At 59.4% G+C, this 17,017-nt stretch carries 19 protein-coding genes; 4 read left to right on the forward strand and 15 right to left on the reverse strand.

Annotated features, from left to right (window positions below; all coding sequences use genetic code 11):
* The first annotated feature begins 206 nt into the window (after positions 1 to 206).
* Positions 207 to 413 carry a methyl-accepting chemotaxis protein gene (locus tag ACI0FG_RS14555; protein ID WP_419785726.1) on the forward strand — a complete coding sequence of 69 codons (207 nt, stop codon included), beginning with the start codon at positions 207 to 209 and terminating at the stop codon, positions 411 to 413.
* 36 nt (positions 414 to 449) lie between these two features.
* On the forward strand, positions 450 to 641 hold the full coding sequence (locus tag ACI0FG_RS14560; RefSeq protein ID WP_419785727.1) for a hypothetical protein: 192 nt from the start codon (positions 450 to 452) through the stop codon (positions 639 to 641).
* Positions 642 to 1,042: 401 nt separating this feature from the next.
* On the opposite strand, the gene ACI0FG_RS14565 is transcribed toward ACI0FG_RS14560, so the two are convergent.
* From ACI0FG_RS14565 to ACI0FG_RS14625, 13 genes are all read right to left on the reverse strand, one after another.
* Positions 1,043 to 1,465, reverse strand: a complete 423-nt coding sequence (locus tag ACI0FG_RS14565) for a F0F1 ATP synthase subunit epsilon (RefSeq protein ID WP_419785728.1) — start codon at positions 1,463 to 1,465, stop codon at positions 1,043 to 1,045.
* Positions 1,466 to 1,477: 12 nt separating this feature from the next.
* Positions 1,478 to 2,875 (reverse strand): F0F1 ATP synthase subunit beta, encoded by a 1,398-nt coding sequence (gene atpD / locus ACI0FG_RS14570; protein WP_419785729.1) that lies wholly within the window; start codon positions 2,873 to 2,875, stop codon positions 1,478 to 1,480.
* Positions 2,876 to 2,891: 16 nt separating this feature from the next.
* Complete coding sequence (locus ACI0FG_RS14575; RefSeq protein WP_419785730.1) at positions 2,892 to 3,779, reverse strand: F0F1 ATP synthase subunit gamma; 888 nt, start codon at positions 3,777 to 3,779, stop codon at positions 2,892 to 2,894.
* 16 nt (positions 3,780 to 3,795) lie between these two features.
* Positions 3,796 to 5,304 carry a F0F1 ATP synthase subunit alpha gene (gene atpA, locus ACI0FG_RS14580; protein WP_419785731.1) on the reverse strand — a complete coding sequence of 503 codons (1,509 nt, stop codon included), beginning with the start codon at positions 5,302 to 5,304 and terminating at the stop codon, positions 3,796 to 3,798.
* A gap of 4 nt (positions 5,305 to 5,308) precedes the next feature.
* Entirely contained in the window at positions 5,309 to 5,860 is a 552-nt protein-coding gene (atpH, locus tag ACI0FG_RS14585; protein WP_419785732.1) for an ATP synthase F1 subunit delta, read from the reverse strand.
* Complete coding sequence (atpF, locus tag ACI0FG_RS14590; RefSeq protein WP_419785733.1) at positions 5,857 to 6,438, reverse strand: F0F1 ATP synthase subunit B; 582 nt, start codon at positions 6,436 to 6,438, stop codon at positions 5,857 to 5,859. The genes atpH and atpF overlap by 4 nt, the downstream gene beginning before the upstream one ends.
* 21 nt (positions 6,439 to 6,459) lie before the next feature.
* Entirely contained in the window at positions 6,460 to 6,882 is a 423-nt protein-coding gene (locus tag ACI0FG_RS14595) for an ATP synthase F0 subunit B (protein ID WP_419785734.1), read from the reverse strand.
* A 145-nt stretch (positions 6,883 to 7,027) separates the two neighbouring features.
* Positions 7,028 to 7,381: a bactofilin family protein gene (locus ACI0FG_RS14600; protein ID WP_419785735.1), complete on the reverse strand. Its 354-nt coding sequence runs from the start codon at positions 7,379 to 7,381 to the stop codon at positions 7,028 to 7,030.
* Between the two features lie 61 nt (positions 7,382 to 7,442).
* Positions 7,443 to 8,552, reverse strand: a complete 1,110-nt coding sequence (gene rodA, locus ACI0FG_RS14605) for a rod shape-determining protein RodA (RefSeq protein WP_419785736.1) — start codon at positions 8,550 to 8,552, stop codon at positions 7,443 to 7,445.
* Positions 8,542 to 10,419: a penicillin-binding protein 2 gene (gene mrdA / locus ACI0FG_RS14610; protein WP_419785737.1), complete on the reverse strand. Its 1,878-nt coding sequence runs from the start codon at positions 10,417 to 10,419 to the stop codon at positions 8,542 to 8,544. Before mrdA ends, rodA begins: the two co-directional genes overlap by 11 nt.
* The gene (locus ACI0FG_RS14615) at positions 10,403 to 10,888 is read right to left on the reverse strand and encodes a hypothetical protein (protein ID WP_419785738.1); all 486 of its coding nucleotides are present in this window, start codon (positions 10,886 to 10,888) and stop codon (positions 10,403 to 10,405) included. The genes mrdA and ACI0FG_RS14615 overlap by 17 nt, the downstream gene beginning before the upstream one ends.
* A complete protein-coding gene (gene mreC / locus ACI0FG_RS14620) occupies positions 10,872 to 11,750 on the reverse strand; it encodes a rod shape-determining protein MreC (RefSeq protein WP_419785739.1) in 879 nt (292 codons plus the stop codon). The genes ACI0FG_RS14615 and mreC overlap by 17 nt, the downstream gene beginning before the upstream one ends.
* A gap of 141 nt (positions 11,751 to 11,891) precedes the next feature.
* On the reverse strand, positions 11,892 to 12,935 hold the full coding sequence (locus ACI0FG_RS14625; RefSeq protein ID WP_419785740.1) for a rod shape-determining protein: 1,044 nt from the start codon (positions 12,933 to 12,935) through the stop codon (positions 11,892 to 11,894).
* Positions 12,936 to 13,111: 176 nt separating this feature from the next.
* On the opposite strand from ACI0FG_RS14625, the gene ACI0FG_RS14630 reads away from it, so the two are divergent.
* A complete protein-coding gene (locus ACI0FG_RS14630; RefSeq protein WP_419785741.1) occupies positions 13,112 to 14,077 on the forward strand; it encodes a TIGR01212 family radical SAM protein in 966 nt (321 codons plus the stop codon).
* A gap of 44 nt (positions 14,078 to 14,121) precedes the next feature.
* On the opposite strand, the gene ACI0FG_RS14635 is transcribed toward ACI0FG_RS14630, so the two are convergent.
* Positions 14,122 to 14,538, reverse strand: a complete 417-nt coding sequence (locus tag ACI0FG_RS14635; RefSeq protein WP_419785742.1) for a MarR family winged helix-turn-helix transcriptional regulator — start codon at positions 14,536 to 14,538, stop codon at positions 14,122 to 14,124.
* Entirely contained in the window at positions 14,535 to 15,356 is an 822-nt protein-coding gene (locus tag ACI0FG_RS14640; protein ID WP_419785743.1) for a sulfite exporter TauE/SafE family protein, read from the reverse strand. Before ACI0FG_RS14640 ends, ACI0FG_RS14635 begins: the two co-directional genes overlap by 4 nt.
* Before the next feature lie 265 nt (positions 15,357 to 15,621).
* Here ACI0FG_RS14640 and ACI0FG_RS14645 point away from each other — a divergent pair, with 265 nt between their 5' ends.
* Positions 15,622 to 16,938: an RHS repeat domain-containing protein gene (locus ACI0FG_RS14645; protein WP_419785744.1), complete on the forward strand. Its 1,317-nt coding sequence runs from the start codon at positions 15,622 to 15,624 to the stop codon at positions 16,936 to 16,938.
* Positions 16,939 to 17,017 lie beyond the last annotated feature (79 nt).

Here is a 17,017-nt window from a genome sequence, read left to right on the forward strand (position 1 = left end):
GACAAAATGGCCAACTCATCGCAGGCGCTTTTCCAAGGGACAACCACACAGCCTGCCAGTGTGGAGAAGGTCTAAGCCAGCATGGAGGAGATGAGTAGTTCCATCAAACAGAACGCCGAGAATGCCAACCAGACGCAACCTATTGCCGAACAACCACCCAGATGCCAAAACCGATGGCCAAGACTGTAGCGCACACGGTAACGGCTATGAACGAGATCGCAGACAATATCTCGATCATCGAAGACATTGCCCGCCAGACAGACCTGCTCGCGCTGAATAACGCCATTGAAACGGCCGGAGCGGGTGAGCATGGCAAGGGATTTTCAGTTGTGGCGGCCGAAGTGCGCAAACTGGTCGAGCGGAGCAAAATTGCCGCCGCCGAAATCAAAGAACTCTCGGCGGACAATATGTAGATTGCTCAAAAGGCCGGAGAACTCCCGGACAAGATATTGCCCGATATTAACCGCACGGCCCAACTGGTCGAGGAAATAGCTGCGGCAAGCAATGAGCAAAACGCCGGTGCGGGGCAGATCAACAATGCCATTCAGCGGTTGGACCACATTATCCAGTCCAATGCCTCGGCATTGGAAGAGATAGCCTCTTCCTGTGAGGAACTGGCAGGACAATCCGAGTCTCTCTAACAATCCATAGGATTCATCAAGCTCTGGAAGGATGGGGGAGACCTCAGCCAATCACCGAAACCAGTCGGTTCAGAGTCTGAACACGCCCTTCCGTCAAAGACTTCCCGCTGAGGAAGATAACTTCGAACAATTCTAGCCTAAGCAGACCCCGGTGATATAAATCGGTGCCTTTTTCAATTCCTGCTTCACTACCAGATCTACGTATTTCATCTCCTTCTCCGATAGCCGTCTTCGGCCAGATGAGTCCCAATTAATCCCACCATTACACCTATGACAGCTCAGACTGAAAGCTGCTCCAGACCCACGGTACAGGTATTCCTCGGGTGCCTCCCCTTCCGATAGATACAAAAAAAGGGCGAACCCTCTCGGGTTCGCCCTCTTGTATCAGGGTGAGGATGGATCTAGCAGGTTCCGGCGTTCTTGCCGCTGCTCTTGCAGTTGATCCGGGAGATGGCCCGGCGCAAGGCAGCCTGATTGCGGGCTGCGTCGATCTTCTCCTTGGCCTTGGTGGAGCGCTCTTCAGCGCGAACCTTGGCCTTTTGGGCGCGATCAGTATCGATCTCCGTGGCCTTTTCAGCAACCTCGGCCAGGATGGTTACCTGGTCGTGGCTAACTTCGGCAAAGCCACCGGCGACGAACACGTAGAACGCCTTTCCGTTTTGCTTGTAGTGGAGGTTGCCCACACCCAACGCGGAAAGGAAGGGAACGTGCTTCGGCAGGATACCGAACTCACCGAGGATACCGGGGGCACCCACGTATTCCACGTCCTCGGAAAGCACTTTCCGGTCGGGGGTGACAATCTCAAGCTTCAGAGTATTGGCCATGGTTTACCTCGCTTACTGCTTGGCTTTCTCTATGGCTTCCTCAATGGAACCGCACATGTAGAAGGCCTGCTCAGGCAGGTCATCGTACTTGCCGTCCAGGATGTCACGGAAGGCCTGAACGGTGTCTTCCGTCTTGACGTACACGCCGGGAACACCGGTGAATACCTCGGCGACGTGGAACGGCTGCGACAGGAACCGCTGAATGCGACGAGCGCGGGCAACGGTCAGTTTGTCGTCGTCGGACAGTTCATCCATACCGAGAATGGCGATGATGTCCTGCAGGTCCTTGTACTTCTGGAGCACGGACTGGACTTCACGAGCCGTGGCGTAGTGCTCTGCACCCAAGACATCCGGGGAGAGGATACGGGAGGTGGAGTCCAGCGGGTCAACTGCAGGGTAGATGCCCAACTCGGCGATCTGACGGGACAGAACCAAGGTACCGTCAAGGTGCGAGAAGGTCGTTGCCGGTGCGGGGTCGGTCAAGTCATCGGCGGGCACGTAAACGGCCTGGACCGAGGTGATCGAACCCTTGTTGGTGGAAACGATGCGTTCCTGCAGGCCACCAAGGTCGGTGCCCAGGGTCGGCTGGTAACCAACTGCGGAAGGCATACGGCCGAGCAGTGCGGAAACCTCGGAACCCGCCTGGGTGAACCGGAAGATGTTATCGATGAAGAGCAACACGTCCTGGCCTTCTTCGTCACGGAAGTATTCCGCGCAGGTCAGAGCGGTCAGAGCAACACGAGCACGGGCTCCCGGAGGCTCGTTCATCTGGCCGTAAACCAACGCTGCTTTCTCCAGAACGCCTGCGTCTTTCATTTCGTGGTAAAGGTCGTTGCCCTCACGAGTACGCTCACCAACACCTGCGAACACGGAGATACCACCGTGCTGCTTGGCGATGTTGTTGATCATCTCCATGAGAATAACGGTCTTGCCGACACCCGCGCCGCCGAACAGGCCCATCTTGCCGCCCTTGGGGAACGGGATGAGCAGGTCAACGACCTTGATGCCGGTTTCGAGCAGTTCCACCTTGGTGGACAGCTCAGTGAAATCCGGAGCCTCACGGTGAATGGGCAGCCGCTTTTCGCAAGGCACCTCGCCCATCTCATCCACAGGCTTGCCCACAACGTTCATGATGCGACCCAGCGAACCGGAACCGACAGGAACGGTGATCGGAGATTCGGTGTCGACAGCTTCCATGCCGCGGACGAGACCTTCGGTGGCGTCCATGGCGATGGTGCGAACGACGTTGTTGCCCAAATGCTGTGCCACTTCGCAGACGAGCTCGGGGGCATCAGTATTGTTGGGGTTTTTAATCTCCAACGCAGACAGAATGTAGGGAAGATTCCCTTCGGCAAATTCGACGTCGACAACGGCGCCGATTACCTGAACGATTTTACCAATATTAGCCATTTTTCATAGCCCCCTTTTATCCTTTCAGCGCTTCAACGCCGCCGACAATGTCCATGAGGTCGCCGGTAATGGCGGTCTGCCTTGTCTTGTTGTAGAGCAAGGTCAGCGTATTCGTGAGCTCGTCGCAGGCCTTGGTCGCGTTATCCATAGCGGCCATGCGGGCGGCATGCTCGGAACAGGCGGTATCCAGCAGACCGCGGTAGACCTGGACCTTGATGAACCGCGGCAGCAGCTCAGCAAGAAGACCTTCAACGGACGGCTCGTACAGGTAGTCGCCGCTTCCGCCGACAGGCTCTTCGGCCTGCTCGCCTTCGGCCTCATGCGCTGCCATGGGCAGCACCTGAAGCTCAACAGCAGGCTGTCTCGCCATGCTCTGGAATTCGCCATAAGCGATATGGACTTCATCGAGCTCACCGGACACGTAGCCGGCGATCAACTCGTTGCCGACGCTGGCGGCCAGGGTGAAGTCGAACTTGCTCATGGCGTCGGCTTCGGCGCGCACGATTTCAAAGTCCAGCTTCCGGAAGGCGTCGCGCGCCTTCTTGCCAATGCACCAGAGTTTGACAGTCTTGCCCTCTGCAGCCTTGGCCTGGGCCAGCTTCTTGGCCTTGTTGATAATGTTGATATTGAATGCGCCGCACAAGCCGCGGTCGGAAGTGGCAACCATGATACCCACGGTCTTTACTTCGTCTCGGACTTCCAGCAGCGGATGTACCGATTCGTCAGCACCAGCCGCCAAGTCGCCAAGCATCTCGTAAAACTTGTCCGCATACGGGCGGAAGCGTTCAATACGCTCCTGCGCGTTGCGCAGTTTTGCCGAGGCCACCATATTCATGGCCTTGGTGATCTGCTTGGTTTTCTTGACGCCAGTGATCTGATTCATGACGTCTTTTAACGAAGCCATTCAATTACCCCTTAGGTTAGGCGCTGAAGCCTTTCTTGAACTCTTCGATAGCGGCGCGGAGGTCCGCTTCAACGGCGTCGTCGATCTTCTGCTTCTCAGCAATGGAGTTCAGCACGTCGGCCTTTGCATTGTTCATGAATTCCAGGAATTCAGCTTCGAACCGGACAACAGTTTCGACCGGAACGTCGTCAAGGTACCCCTTGGTACCGGCAAACAGAACGGAGACCTGCTCCTGAACGGTCTGCGGACGGTACTGAGGCTGCTTGAGCAGCTCGACCATGCGGGCACCACGATTCAGCTTGGCCTGCGTCGCCTTGTCCAGGTCGGAACCGAAGGAGGCGAAGGCGGCCAGCTCGCGGTACTGAGCCAGGTCGAGACGGAGGGTACCGGCGACCTGCTTCATGGCCTTGATCTGTGCGGAACCACCGACGCGGGAGACGGAGAGGCCGACGTTGATGGCCGGGCGAACGCCGGACAGGAACAGGTTCGGCTCCAGGTAGATCTGGCCATCGGTGATGGAGATAACGTTGGTCGGAATAAACGCGGAAACGTCACCGGCCTGGGTTTCAATGATCGGCAGGGCGGTCAGGGAACCGGCACCCAGGGAGTCGTTGACCTTGCAGGAACGCTCCAGCAGGCGGGAGTGCAGGTAGAAGACGTCGCCCGGGAAAGCCTCACGTCCCGGAGGACGGCGAAGCAGCAGGGACATTTCGCGGTAGGCCGTGGCCTGCTTGGAAAGGTCATCGTAGCAGATCAGGGCATGTTCGCCTCTGTCGCGGTAGTACTCGGCCATGGTGACGCCGGTGTAGGCCGCGATGTACTGCAGCGGAGCAGGCTCGGAAGCGGTAGCCGAAACGATGGTGGTGTATTCCATGGCGCCGTGCTGACGCAGAACGTCGGCAACCAGGGCGACGGACGCCTTCTTCTGGCCGATGGCGACGTAGAAACAATGCACGTCGGTGGTCTTCTGGGCGATGATGGCGTCAACGCAGACAGCGGTCTTGCCGGTCTGACGGTCACCGATGACCAGTTCGCGCTGGCCGCGGCCAACCGGGGTCATGGCGTCAATAGCCTTCAGGCCGGTGTAGCAGGGCTCGTGAACGGATTTACGGGAGATGATGCCGGGGGCCTTCAACTCAACCGGGCGAACCTCGGTGGCCTCAATGGGTCCCAAGCCATCCAGGGGCTGTCCCAGGGGATCCACGACGCGGCCCATGACGGCGGGGCCGACCGGGACGGAGTAGATCTGACCGGTACGCTTGACCGGGTCGCCTTCCTTAACACCGGTGTCCGAACCCAGCAGGGCGACACCGACGTTGTCTTCTTCGAGGTTGAGCACCATGCCCATGACGCCACCGGGAAATTCCAGCAGCTCCATGGCCATGACGTTCTCGACGCCGTGGACGCGTGCGATACCGTCACCGACGTAGAGGACGGTACCGGTCTCGCTCATTTCAACACGAGATTCGTAATTCTGAATCTGGTCCTGAATGATTTTGCTGATTTCTTCTGCTTTGATCTGCATTGCCCTACTCACCCCTTTTAATATTTTCTTTCAAAATCTGCAGCTGCGCCTTGAGGCTGGCGTCCATAACCTTGTCGCCAACCTTGAGGACGATACCTCCAAGGATATCCTTGTCGGTGGCGAAAGACAGCTCCAGCTTCTTGCCGGCCTGCTTTTCGAGGTTTGCCTGGATTGCAGATTTTCTCTCCTCACTCAACTCGCCCACCGTGATGAGCTCGCCCGTGATGACGCCGGAGATGGCGTCCATCATCGCCTTGTAGTCGGAAGCGATGGCGGGAAGCATCTCGACCCGGCCCTTATCGGCCAGCAGGTCGCAGAAGCTCTTTACCATGGCGTCCACCGATGCCTTCTCGACGAGTTTGCTGAGGACGGCCTTTTTCTCCTCGGCGGAGAAGGAAGGATTCTTGAAGAATCCCACGGCCTCGGGAGCGTCCGTAATGGATTCGCTCAGCGAAATCAGCTGCTCGCCGTACGTCTTCTGTTCCGCCTCGCCTTTGGCGGCGCCTATGGCAAAGAGAGCCTTGGCGTAGCGGCGGGAAACTACGTTACCGGTCAATTGAGCACCACCTTTGTTAAGTATTCATCCACGAGCTTGTCGTGGTCTTCGGCCTTGAGCTTCTCGGTGACCACCTTTTCGGCAGCGCCCACGACCAGTTCGGCCAGATCGGCACGAATACGGTCAACGGCAGCCTGGGCCTCGTTGGAAGCGGTGCGCTTGGCCTGCTCGGTCAGCGCCACGGCATCCTTCTTGGCCTTCTCGATGATGGCAGCCTTGATGGCTTCGCCCTGCTCCTTGGCCTGGGCAAGGATGGCGTCCTTCTCCTTGGCCATGTTGGCGATGCCCGCTTCGACTTCCTTCAGCTTCTTCTCGGCCTCGGCCTGGCGGCTCTGCAGATCGTCCAGATCCTGCTTGATGCCATCACGGCGACCAACGAAGAAGTCTTTGATCTTGCTGCCCGCGAACTTGTACAGCACAAAGGCAAAGAGCACGAAGTTGACCATGCGCAATCCGTAGTTCTTCACGTTCTCAGCCGTGAAGACCGCGTGATGCGCACCTTCGGGCTCATTGGCGAAAGCTACGGTCGCAATCGCCAGACAGGCCAGAAGCGTCGTAAAAAACAGTGTCCGTTTCAAAATGAACCCTCCTTCCCTCGCCTAAGCCTGACCAAGAATCTTGGCCGTAGCGGCTTCGGCGAATTTGTCGACGTCTTTGGCCAGCTGAGTCATGGCGGTCTCGACTTCGGTCTCGATCTCGGCACGAGCGGCCTGGATGGTACCGGAAGCGGATTCGCCGGCGGCGGCGAGAATCTTGTGCTCCTCGGCAGTCCCTTCATCCTTCATGGAAGAACGAATATCATTCGCTTCCTTGCGCGCCTCGGCGAGCTGGGCCTCATAGTCGGCGACTTTCTTCTCGGCATTGCTGTTGAAGCCTTCGATCTTTCCCAGCTGGTCTGCCATCAAGTCTTTACGTTTCTTGATGATTTCCCGAATGGGTTTGATCAGCAGCACATTCAGCACGAAGACCGTGATGATGAAATTCGCCGCTTGGATAAAAAGTGTTTTGTCAGGTATAACCATACCAAATGCCCCCAAGAGGTTGTGAATTTATGCGCAAAGTCACTGCCAATTACGCAATTTCAGGACTTGTGTCAAAGGCTTTTTGGCTTTGACCACACTCCCAAACGCGATTTGACGGCCCTGCGCGCCACTAGTTGGAGTTCGTCTAAGACGACTCAGTCGGCACGGCATCCGGACTGCTCATCAGCAGCTGCCCCTCGAGCACCGCGCCCTCTTCGACAACCAGGACAGGCGTCCTGATATTTCCTTGTAAATTGGCAGTCTTATGCAACACAACCTTGCTCGCGGCTTCCACCTCACCATGGATATTGCCGGAAAGCACAAGCTGCCCAACCTTTATCTGCCCCTCGACCACGGCCTCCTGGCCCACGACCAAGGTTCCATCCGAGACCACTTCCCCCTGGAAATTGCCATCAATGCGCACCGCGCCCTGGAAATGCAGTTTTCCCTGGTAGTTAGTGCCTGCTCCCAAAAACGCGTTAATCTCATCTCTTGCCATGAAGCGCTCCTCAAGACTCCCGTTTATAACCTAGGCCCGGCACCCGTTTTCCACACGCTTGTTACTGTTTGAACAAGAACCTGCGCATGGAGACGTTGAGCACCAGGCCGACGAGACAAAAGTTGACCAGGGTGGCGCTACCTCCGTAACTGATGAATGGCAGAGGAATGCCTACCACCGGCATTAGCCCTAGCACCATACCCGTATTTATAAGGATTTGCCAGAAGAAATAGAAGAATACGCCCGCTGCAAGATAGCTTCCGAAGAGGCCGCGCGCGTCGCGAGCGATAACCACCATTTGATACAAAAAGAGGCAAAACAGGCCCAACAGCACCATGGTGCCGACAAACCCCCACTCCTCGCCGAACACCGCCACGGCGAAGTCAGTGTGCCGCTCCGGGAGGAACCGCAGCTGCGACTGCGTGCCCTCAAGGAAGCCCTTTCCCCAGAACCCGCCGGAACCAATGGCGATTTCCGACTGGATGATATGGTATCCCGCCCCCAGCGGGTCGGTGGTGGGGTCCAGAAAGGTCATGATCCGCTTCTTCTGATACCCGTGCAGGAAGAACCAGGACAGCGGCAGCAGGCAAGGAATGGCCACAAGTGCCGTTTTGAACACACGGGGCGTCACTCCCCGGTAGAGAATCATCCCGCCCAGAATCATGAGCACGGAAAGGCCGGAGCCCAGGTCCGGCTGCTTGATGATGAGCCCGGCCAGGATCAACCCGACGCCGAGCACGTAGGCCAGCCGGAAGAAATCCAGCGGCTCCCTCTCCTTGGACAGGATGCGGGCCCCGATGATAAGCACGGAAATTTTCGCCAGCTCCGAGGGCTGAAAATTCATGAAACCGAGGTCCAGCCACCGCTTGGCACCGTAGATGGTCTTGCCCATGACGAACACGCCGATAAGCAGGGCAATCGTGACCCAAAAGAGGGGCCAGGCCAGGGTCTTGAGATGCCGGTAGTCGAAGAACATGAAGACCAGCATACCGAACAGCCCCATCAGTCCCCACAGCAGCTGCTTCTGAAAAAAGGGCGCCATACTGATGCCGTCCTCAAGGCGGGTTCCACTGGCCGAATAGAGATTGAGCACGCCGAGCAGGAAAAGCAGGGTTGCCACCGCGAGCAGCGGCCAGTTGATATAGAAGAGCAGCCTGCGATCAATGGGCATTGGTTTTCGACCTCACGCGTTTTACGGGGATTCGCCGCGCTTCCCTCGCCTTTTCCTTCATGGCTTCGGGTTTCTTGCGGACTTTCCCGAGGAAAAGATAATCGATGATCGCCTTGACTACCGGCCCCGCTCCGCTGCCGCCGTGCAGACCGTGTTCCACCAGCACGGCGATGGCAAAACGACGGCCGTCCTTTTCAGCGGTGGCGGCCATCCATCCGTGGTCGCGGAATCGGTAGGGAATTTCATCGTCCTTGAGGCCCTTCAACTCCTCGGTCAGGCGTACCACCTGCGCAGTGCCCGTCTTACCGCCGACGGTCACGCCCTTGGTGCGGATACGGCGGCAGGTGCCGTGCGGACCGGCCACGGTTTCGATGAGGGCCTTGTGCAGTAGATCAATCTGATCGGGCTTGAGCGGAATCCGGCTTTGGACCACGGTCTTCTCGTCCTTGAGCAGCAGCGGCTTGAGCAGCTTGCCGCCATTGATGATGGAGGCGAAGAATCGAGCCACTTGCAGCGGTGTAACCAGGACATACCCCTGTCCGATGGCCATATTCAGGTTGTCTCCCCCCTGCCAGGACTCGCCGAACCGCTTGCGCTTCCATTCCCGGGTCGGAATGTTGCCGGACTTTTCGTGCGGCAGGATGATGCCGGTGGGGCTGCCGAAACCGCACGCCTTGGCGAATTCGCTCATCCGGTCCACGGTGAGCTTCTTGCCCGCCTTATAGAAATACACGTCGCAGGATTCAACCAGGGCGCGCTCCAGGTCCACCTTGCCGTGCCCGCCCTTGCGCCAGCAGCGGAAGACATGGCGCCCCAGCTTGATCTGCCCCAGACACATGACCGTGTCCTTCGGATCAATGGTGCCGTAGTGCAGCCCGGCACCGCCCACCACATGCTTGAAGACCGACCCCGGAGGATAGGTGGACTGGATGACCCGGTTCTGCATGGGGTGCAGCGGGTCATCCCGCAGCCGGGCCCACTGCTCCGGCGTCAGTCCCGTGGAAAAATCGTTGGAATCGTAAGACGGCGCAGTGGCGAGTGCCCAAATCTGCCCGGTATCAGCATCCATGACCACAGCGGCCCCGGCCTCTTCGTCCAGCCAGTCCATAGCCAACTTTTGCAGCTCCAGATCAATGGACAGGGATATCTCATGCCCGGCCCGAGGGTGCTTGAGCACGCGCTCCTTGAGGCGGCGACCGTTGACGTCCACCTCAAACTGGGAAAGGCCCTTCACCCCTCGCATGCGTTCTTCCAGCACCAGTTCCAGCCCTTGCTTGCCCACGTAGTCGCCCAGGTCCAGCCCCTTGCGCTGCTCCAGGTCCTCTTCATCCGCCTCGGCCACATAGCCGAGCACATGGGCGAGCAGCTTGCCGTACCGGTACTTGCGCCGGGGCCGCACCTGAATCTCCAGCCCGGGCCAGCGGAAACGGTTGGCGTCGATGATGGCCAGCTGGCCGAATGTGAGATCCGGCACAAGAATGAGCGGCTCAAAGGGTTTCACCCGTTTGCGGGTTTTCCCATAAATCTTTTTCAGTTCGGCAAAGTCACGGCCGGTCCACATGGAGACCTGGTGCAGGGTGGCGTCAATGTCCGAGCAGTCCTCACGCACCAGGCCGAGGGCATAAGCGGGCTCGTTGACGGCGAGCAGATCCCCGTTGCGGTCGCGAATCAGCCCGCGTGGCGAAAAGATCGGCTCCTGCCGGAGCTGGTTTGCCTTGGCCTTGAGGGCATACTCCTCACCCCGATGGATTTGCAGGTACCAGAGCCGGATGGAAAACAGGCAGAACAGCCCCAGGATGAGCACCTGGAGCAGTATCAGACCGCTTCTGGGCGGCTGCTGATCGCCGTTGTCATAAAGATTTGACATCCCGCCTAAGCCCCTTGGGGAAGAATTTGTCCAAAATCAACCAGACCACCGGGAAGGTCACGGCCTGCATGGCCCCCTCCACCAACGTGGTCTGCATGGGCACGGCAAGATTGCCGAGGGAGGCCAGGAAATAGATCAACATGGGATGCAGCACCCCGAGTCCGATGCCGAGCAAACACATGAACAGCAACGACCGTGCTTCAAAAAGCCATCGGCCCATCACGTAAAAGGTGACGAGCAGCCCATACCAGGCAATGCCATAGCCGAACGGCAGGTTGCCCGTACCCTCCAGCAGCAGAATCCAGATCACGGCGAGCCAGAACGTCCGGGCGCCGTAGTCCCGCTGCAGGGCGACCACGATGCCGGGAGCCAGAAAATCCACGCCCGGCACAAACCGCTGCGCCCACACACCGATCAGGGTATAAAAACCCCACCACAGGACCGCGCTGATATTATTCCTGGGAAACACGGTCCTTGGCCTCCCCGTCGGACGGCTGATCCTGTATCGTGGCACCGGCCGTCCGGTTGAGCAGCAGGACCTCTTCCAGTCCGGCCATGTCCACCAGCGGCTCGGCCTCCACCGTCAAAAACAGGGAAATATCCGAACGCTGGACCTTGGTCACGCGGGCAACGGGAAGCCCCTTGGGATAGAGACCGGAAAGACCGGATGAGAGCAGAAGTTCGCCCGAATCGATAGCGGCATTGAGGTTGACGAACCTGAGGGTCAGCGGCTGGCCGAACCCCTGCCCGGCCAACATGCCGGGGGAACGGTTCTGGTCACCGATGACAGCGATGCGGCTGTTGGCGTCGGTGAGGAGCAGCACCGAGGACGTCGTGCCCCCTGTTTCCAGCACGCGGCCGACCACGCCGAGCGGCGTGACCACAGGCATGTCCGCCTGCACGCCGGACGCACTGCCGCGGTCCACCGTGATGGTATCCAGCACTCCAGCCGGGCCCATGCGTTGGGCTATGACCCTGGCGCCGCTGAAATCCCACTGCTCCGGCGCACGGAATCCGAGCAGCTTTTCCAGCCGCTCGGCGGAACGCGCCCTGGCGGCCATGATCATGTGATCACGGCGCAGCTTGGCCGCCTCCTCGCGCAGTTCGTCGTTCTGCTGCTTGAGAGCCACCAAATAGATATAGCGCTCCCAGAACCCGACCACCTGATCCGAAACCCACAGGCCGGGACGAAGGACAAAGCCGGAGATATCCAAGCCGGTGTAACTGGACAGGGCGTCCAGATAACCGGTGCGAAGGTTCCACGTGTAGATGGACAGGTAGAGGAAAAGACCCGCTACCACCACGGCCGCGATTTTCTGGGGCCGCTTCATGCCCGGCCCTCTGCCGCGCGCATCACGCGCGGGCACAGCGTAGACCCCGGCCCCCTGCGCGGGCGGGCCGCCGCGGATCCGATAGATAAGTGCGCCTTGCGCTCGGCCATGGGCTACGTCCGAAGAGTTTGGGCGGACCGGCTAGTCCGTGGTAATATCCTTGTACAGATCAATGTTGTCGAGCGCCTTGCCGGAGCCGAGCACGACTGCGGTAAGCGGGTCTTCGACCACGGTGATGGGCAGCTGGGTCTCATGCTGCAGGAGCATATCCAGCCCCTTGAGCAGAGCGCCGCCGCCGGTGAGCACGATGCCCCGGTCCACGATATCGGCGGCCAGTTCGGGAGGCGTCTGCTCCAGGGCGATGCGTACGCCCTGAACAATGCCTTCCACCTGCTCGCTGATGGCCTCGCGGACCTCCTCGGCCGTGATGGGCCGATTCTGCGGGATACCGGTAACCAGATCGCGGCCCTTGACCTCGATGATCGGCTCCTCGTCTCCCAGCGGATAGGCGGAACCGATGTGAATCTTGATCTGCTCGGCCGTGGATTCACCGATGAGCATGTTGTACTTGCGCTTGACGTGCTGCATGATCGCCTCGTCCATCTTGTCACCGCCGATACGCACGCTGCGGGCGTAAACGATACCGGAAAGCGAAATGACGGCGATCTCGGTGGTGCCGCCTCCGATGTCCACGATCATGTTGGAGGTCGGTTCGGTGATCGGCAGGTTGGCACCAATGGCCGCGGCCATGGGCTCCTCGATGAGGTAAACCTCGCGCGCTCCGGCGGACTGGGCCGATTCCTTGACCGCGCGTTTCTCAACCTGCGTGATGCCGGTCGGCACGCAAATCATGATGCGGGGCCGGACCAAGCGTCTGGAGTTGTGCACCTTTGAAATGAAATGGCGGAGCATGGCCTCGGTGACCTCGAAGTCGGCGATGACGCCGTCCTTCATGGGCCGGATGGCAACGATGTTGCCGGGGGTGCGTCCCAGCATTTTCTTTGCCTCGGCCCCGACCGCCAGCACGGCCTTGCCGCCGCGCGAGTCCTTCTTGACCGCCACGACCGAGGGCTCCGACAACATAACGCCCTTGCCTTTTACATAGACAAGGGTGTTTGCCGTGCCAAGGTCGATGGCAAGATCGTTGGAGAAAGAGCCGATAATTTTGTTGAGCAGGCTACCCACGTATACCCCCAGCTTCGATAATATTCCATCGCGTCGCCCGGCGCGAAGCACCTTCCCAAGGTGGGGAAAGTGCGCTAGCGTGCATTTTCTGTGGATGATAGGTAGCAAATCCCATCACTACAGGCAATACGCTTAGGACGGTTTAAGCATAATTTCTCAACTTTTTCTAAAAAAATATGAACCGCACCTTCGCACTGTCCACGTACCTCAAGCGCCTTTTCGGCGAAAACGTCCGAAAAATCCCCCTGGATGCAGGCTTTTCATGCCCGAACCGGGATGGCACCATTTCCCGGACAGGATGCATCTTCTGCAATCCGAACGGCTCCGGCTCCGGCATGTTGGACCGGGGGCTTTCCCTGGCCGGGCAATGGGCCTTCTGGCACGACCTGCACAGTACGAAGCACCACACCCGGCTCTTCATCGCCTATCTTCAATCCTTTTCCAATACCCACGGCCCCATCGAGAAACTGGCCGACACACTCTCCAGCATGGAGGGGCTGCCCGGCCTGGCCGCCATCGCCATCGGCACAAGGCCCGACTGCCTGGACGAGGCCAAGCTCGACCTGCTGGCCGCACGGCGCGAAGCCCTCGGCCTGCCGGTACTCTTCCTGGAACTCGGACTGCAATCCGCGAATGATGCCACCCTGCGCTGCATCAACCGTGGGCACGACGCCGCAGCCTTTGCCCACGCCGCCAAAGCCGCGGCGGAGAGAGGCCTTTCCGTGGTCGCCCACGTCATGGCCGGACTCCCCACCACCGACGGACGCGAAGGCACGACCGAACTGCTTGACACAATAGACATGGTCAACGGGTTGCCCGTGAGCGGCATCAAATTCCACAACACCTTCGTCTGCCGCAATACTCCGCTGACCCGCCTCTACGAACAGGGCGGGTACACCCCGCTCACCCTCGACGAATACCTTGAGCAGCTCGCCGCCGCCCTCGCCCACCTCTCCCCCCGCACCGTGGTCCACCGGTTGAACGGCAATCCCGCGTTCGGCGAGCTGGTGGCCCCGGAATGGGCGGGCAACATGCGCCGCCTGCACAACCGCATCCGTGAGCATCTGGACACCGTAGACGTCTGGCAGGGACAGCGGAACGGGGCCGAAGCCGGAATGCCGGAGTGGTTCGGAGCACGCTAGGCGTCGCGAATATCGAAAATCGGGCGCGAAGAATACGCCCCCCATCAAAAGGATTCGATAATCTTGTCCAGACAGCAGCCGAGGGCTTCGCGCTGCTCTTCATCAAGCCCGGCGGTAATCTCGCGGGTCAGTTCCAGATGGAGCCGGTTGTGCTCCTCAAAGAGGGTCTTGCCCGTGGATGTCATCTCAATGACGTTGGAGCGCCGGTCCGTGGGGTGCGGCACACGGCGGACCAGATCCTTTTTCTCCAGCCGGTCGGCCTGAATGGTCAGAGAGCCGGTGGTGACGCCCAGCCGGTCGGCGAGTTCCTTCATTCGCAGCGGACCATGCACACCCAGTATCTCCAGGGTGTGCATCTGGGTCGTGGTCAGCCCTTTCCCCTCCACCACCGAGGCCTCCCAGGAGGAAAGCTTTTCGTGGAATTCGACAAAAAGATGCGTGAGGTGTTGATCGTCGGTCATGACAGAAGCTCCGGGAAAACCGTGGTTGCGGACTCCGTGGCCCACAGGGAGTAAACGGCGAAAGCGATGACCAGGACGCCCGTGGCCCGCATGACGAGCGGCTCAATCCAGGGGCGGTCCAGGGCGCGCAGAGCGGCGGTGGTCCGATAGATGCCCCAGATAACGCCGGACAGGGCCACGGCCGTACCGAGTGCATAAGCCGCGAAAACAATGGTGCTGGCCCACGGATCGCCCGAGCGCAGGGCATAGGAATACATGATGGCGGCCGTGGGGCACGGCACGATCATATTGACGAATCCGAAAACAAACAAGCCAAGGGCCGTGGAATGGCTGAAACGGGATACGGCATGGTCGTCGTGAGCGTGATGATGATCGCGATCATGACCGGCGCAGGCCGCGCAACCGGGGGCTTCCCCGCCATCATGGGCGTGGTCGTGCTCATGGTGATCATCATGGCCGGGGCAGTGGCCGTGTCCATGTTCGTGATCGTGGTCATGATGGTGCAGCAAGGTCGGTTTGATCAGCAGCACGACGCCGAGAATAAGGAGCACGCCGAAGGTGATGACGTCGGCCCACATCTCCGCGCTTGGAGGCAGGCTCATGGAGATGGCCCCCAGCGTCATGCCGATGGCGACGCAGGCAAGGGACGTGCCGGAGACGAACGCGGCGGTGAGCCGGGCCACCCGCCCGGGATTGCGCGAACCGGCGGTAAAGGGAGCGAGCACCAGCCACGAATGACCGCAGGGATTGATGCCGTGGATCAGGCCGAGAAGCAGTGCGCCTTGCAGGGCGGTGAGGAAAAGCACGTCGTGGGTCATGAGGAAACCTCGTATCGCGTTGATGGTGAACTCCGTCGGCAATTACATTGATAACAAAGTATCTTGATAGTCAATGCATATTTGCAATTGATGCTCACGAACCCCGTCGAGTCCCTTCCTCAAACCGTGTCAATCCGCAGAGTTGTACCTTTTTTACCCGTTCTCCCGCTTATTCTTGCCTTTTTCCCCTGCGCCGAAAACCGGGTGTAGCCTGGGCGGGATTTCCCGAAATGGTTTGGGAAACAAAACCCAAGGAGACAGCTGAATGAAAGCACCTTATTCCTGCGAACTTCGGCGCGGCCCGGACGGCCGCATCCGGGAGAAAACCGAAACCGTTGCAGGTAAGCCCACCACCTGGACCTACGCCTACGACAAAGCGGGCCGACTGACCGAGGCAAAGCGGGACGGCCGGACCGTATGCGCCGTCGAATATGACCGGGAGGGCCGCCGCGCCCGCGACTACTTCCCGCACCTGGACACCAGCTACCGCAACTTTACGTACGCACCGGACAATCGGCTGCAACGCGCAGGCAACAATGCCTTTACTCACGACAAGAATGGTTTCCGGTCCATCTGGAACCACGGCGGTACCTACACGCTCTACGAATACGGGCCGGACTACCGGCTCCTGAAGGCTGAAAAACGCGAAACCGGCGAGGTCTTCGAGTTCACCCACGACGATCAGGGCCGCAGGTCGGTCAAGTACTGCAACGGTAAACCCGTGGCGGCCTACCGCTGGCTCGACCTCCTCAGGCTTGACGGCTTCCATAACGGCGCGTCCGGCTACCGTTTCGCCTACCGATCAGACGAACGCACCCCTTACGCCATGCAACGCGAGGATGGCGCCGGGTTTCATCTCTTTTACGATCAGGTAGGTTCCCTGCGCGTGGTTGCCGACGCCCATGGCAACGTGATAAAGGAAGTCCTGTACGACCCATTTGGCAGCATTATAGCGGACAGCAACCCTGCCCTGCGCATCCCCATCGGCTTTGCCGGAGGCCTGCACGACCAGGACCTGGGCTTTGTCCGATTCGGCTGGCGGGACTACGACACGTTCACCGACAGGTGGACCGCCCCCGATCCTCTGGGAGACGCTGGCGGCGATCCGGACTGGTACGGCTACTGCCTGGACGATCCTGTCAACGGGGTGGACCCGTTGGGGCTGGAAGGATTCTGGGGAGGCGTAAAAAAGATTGGGGCCGGACTAGGCCAACTGTGGGACAAGGCCCCGGCAGGCATCGGCAAGGCGATCACCAGGGGGACGAAAGGAGCTGGCGAGGCCATAAGCAAGACTGCGGACGCTTTTGCAACCAATAAGGACTTGCAAAAATACTCCGCGATAGCTTTGGGCGCAGGGGCGCTGCCCATTGTCGCAGCGGCTGGTGCGACAGCGGGACCAGCCATTGTCGGGGCAGCCATGCAGCACCCGGCAGAGTTGGCTGCAGCGTCAGAAATGGTTTCGGACTTTGCGTCGGGTGCATTTGACCCAGGCCCTCCGCCAATATCTTGGTCAGGAGTAGCCGGGATGACGGCCAAGGCAGGATATGATTACATCAAGAATCAACGGAGAAAACGAAAGTGAGAGTAAAAGGGAAAGAATGGGCTTTTAGCATAGTCCTTATTGTCTATGGTGGCCTGATGCTCCGTTCGGGGGATTTTTA

Source organism: Pseudodesulfovibrio sp. 7M6 (assembly GCF_050058625.1).
GTDB lineage: Bacteria > Desulfobacterota > Desulfovibrionia > Desulfovibrionales > Desulfovibrionaceae > Pseudodesulfovibrio > Pseudodesulfovibrio salinus.

What these genes read in the sequence shown, in the direction of transcription:
- ACI0FG_RS14575 (WP_419785730.1), bottom strand. Translation starts at nt 3,779, where the DNA reads ATGGCTTCGTTAAAAGACGTCATGAATCAGATCACTGGCGTCAAGAAA.
- mreC (WP_419785739.1), bottom strand. Translation starts at nt 11,750, where the DNA reads ATGAAGCGGCCCCAGAAAATCGCGGCCGTGGTGGTAGCGGGTCTTTTC.
- atpD (WP_419785729.1), bottom strand. Translation starts at nt 2,875, where the DNA reads ATGGCTAATATTGGTAAAATCGTTCAGGTAATCGGCGCCGTTGTCGAC.
- ACI0FG_RS14645 (WP_419785744.1), top strand. Translation starts at nt 15,622, where the DNA reads ATGAAAGCACCTTATTCCTGCGAACTTCGGCGCGGCCCGGACGGCCGC.
- ACI0FG_RS14565 (WP_419785728.1), bottom strand. Translation starts at nt 1,465, where the DNA reads ATGGCCAATACTCTGAAGCTTGAGATTGTCACCCCCGACCGGAAAGTG.
- ACI0FG_RS14555 (WP_419785726.1), top strand. Translation starts at nt 207, where the DNA reads ATGAACGAGATCGCAGACAATATCTCGATCATCGAAGACATTGCCCGC.
- ACI0FG_RS14630 (WP_419785741.1), top strand. Translation starts at nt 13,112, where the DNA reads ATGAACCGCACCTTCGCACTGTCCACGTACCTCAAGCGCCTTTTCGGC.
- mrdA (WP_419785737.1), bottom strand. Translation starts at nt 10,419, where the DNA reads ATGTCAAATCTTTATGACAACGGCGATCAGCAGCCGCCCAGAAGCGGT.
- rodA (WP_419785736.1), bottom strand. Translation starts at nt 8,552, where the DNA reads ATGCCCATTGATCGCAGGCTGCTCTTCTATATCAACTGGCCGCTGCTC.
- ACI0FG_RS14640 (WP_419785743.1), bottom strand. Translation starts at nt 15,356, where the DNA reads ATGACCCACGACGTGCTTTTCCTCACCGCCCTGCAAGGCGCACTGCTT.
- atpA (WP_419785731.1), bottom strand. Translation starts at nt 5,304, where the DNA reads ATGCAGATCAAAGCAGAAGAAATCAGCAAAATCATTCAGGACCAGATT.
- ACI0FG_RS14595 (WP_419785734.1), bottom strand. Translation starts at nt 6,882, where the DNA reads ATGGTTATACCTGACAAAACACTTTTTATCCAAGCGGCGAATTTCATC.
- ACI0FG_RS14635 (WP_419785742.1), bottom strand. Translation starts at nt 14,538, where the DNA reads ATGACCGACGATCAACACCTCACGCATCTTTTTGTCGAATTCCACGAA.
- ACI0FG_RS14600 (WP_419785735.1), bottom strand. Translation starts at nt 7,381, where the DNA reads ATGGCAAGAGATGAGATTAACGCGTTTTTGGGAGCAGGCACTAACTAC.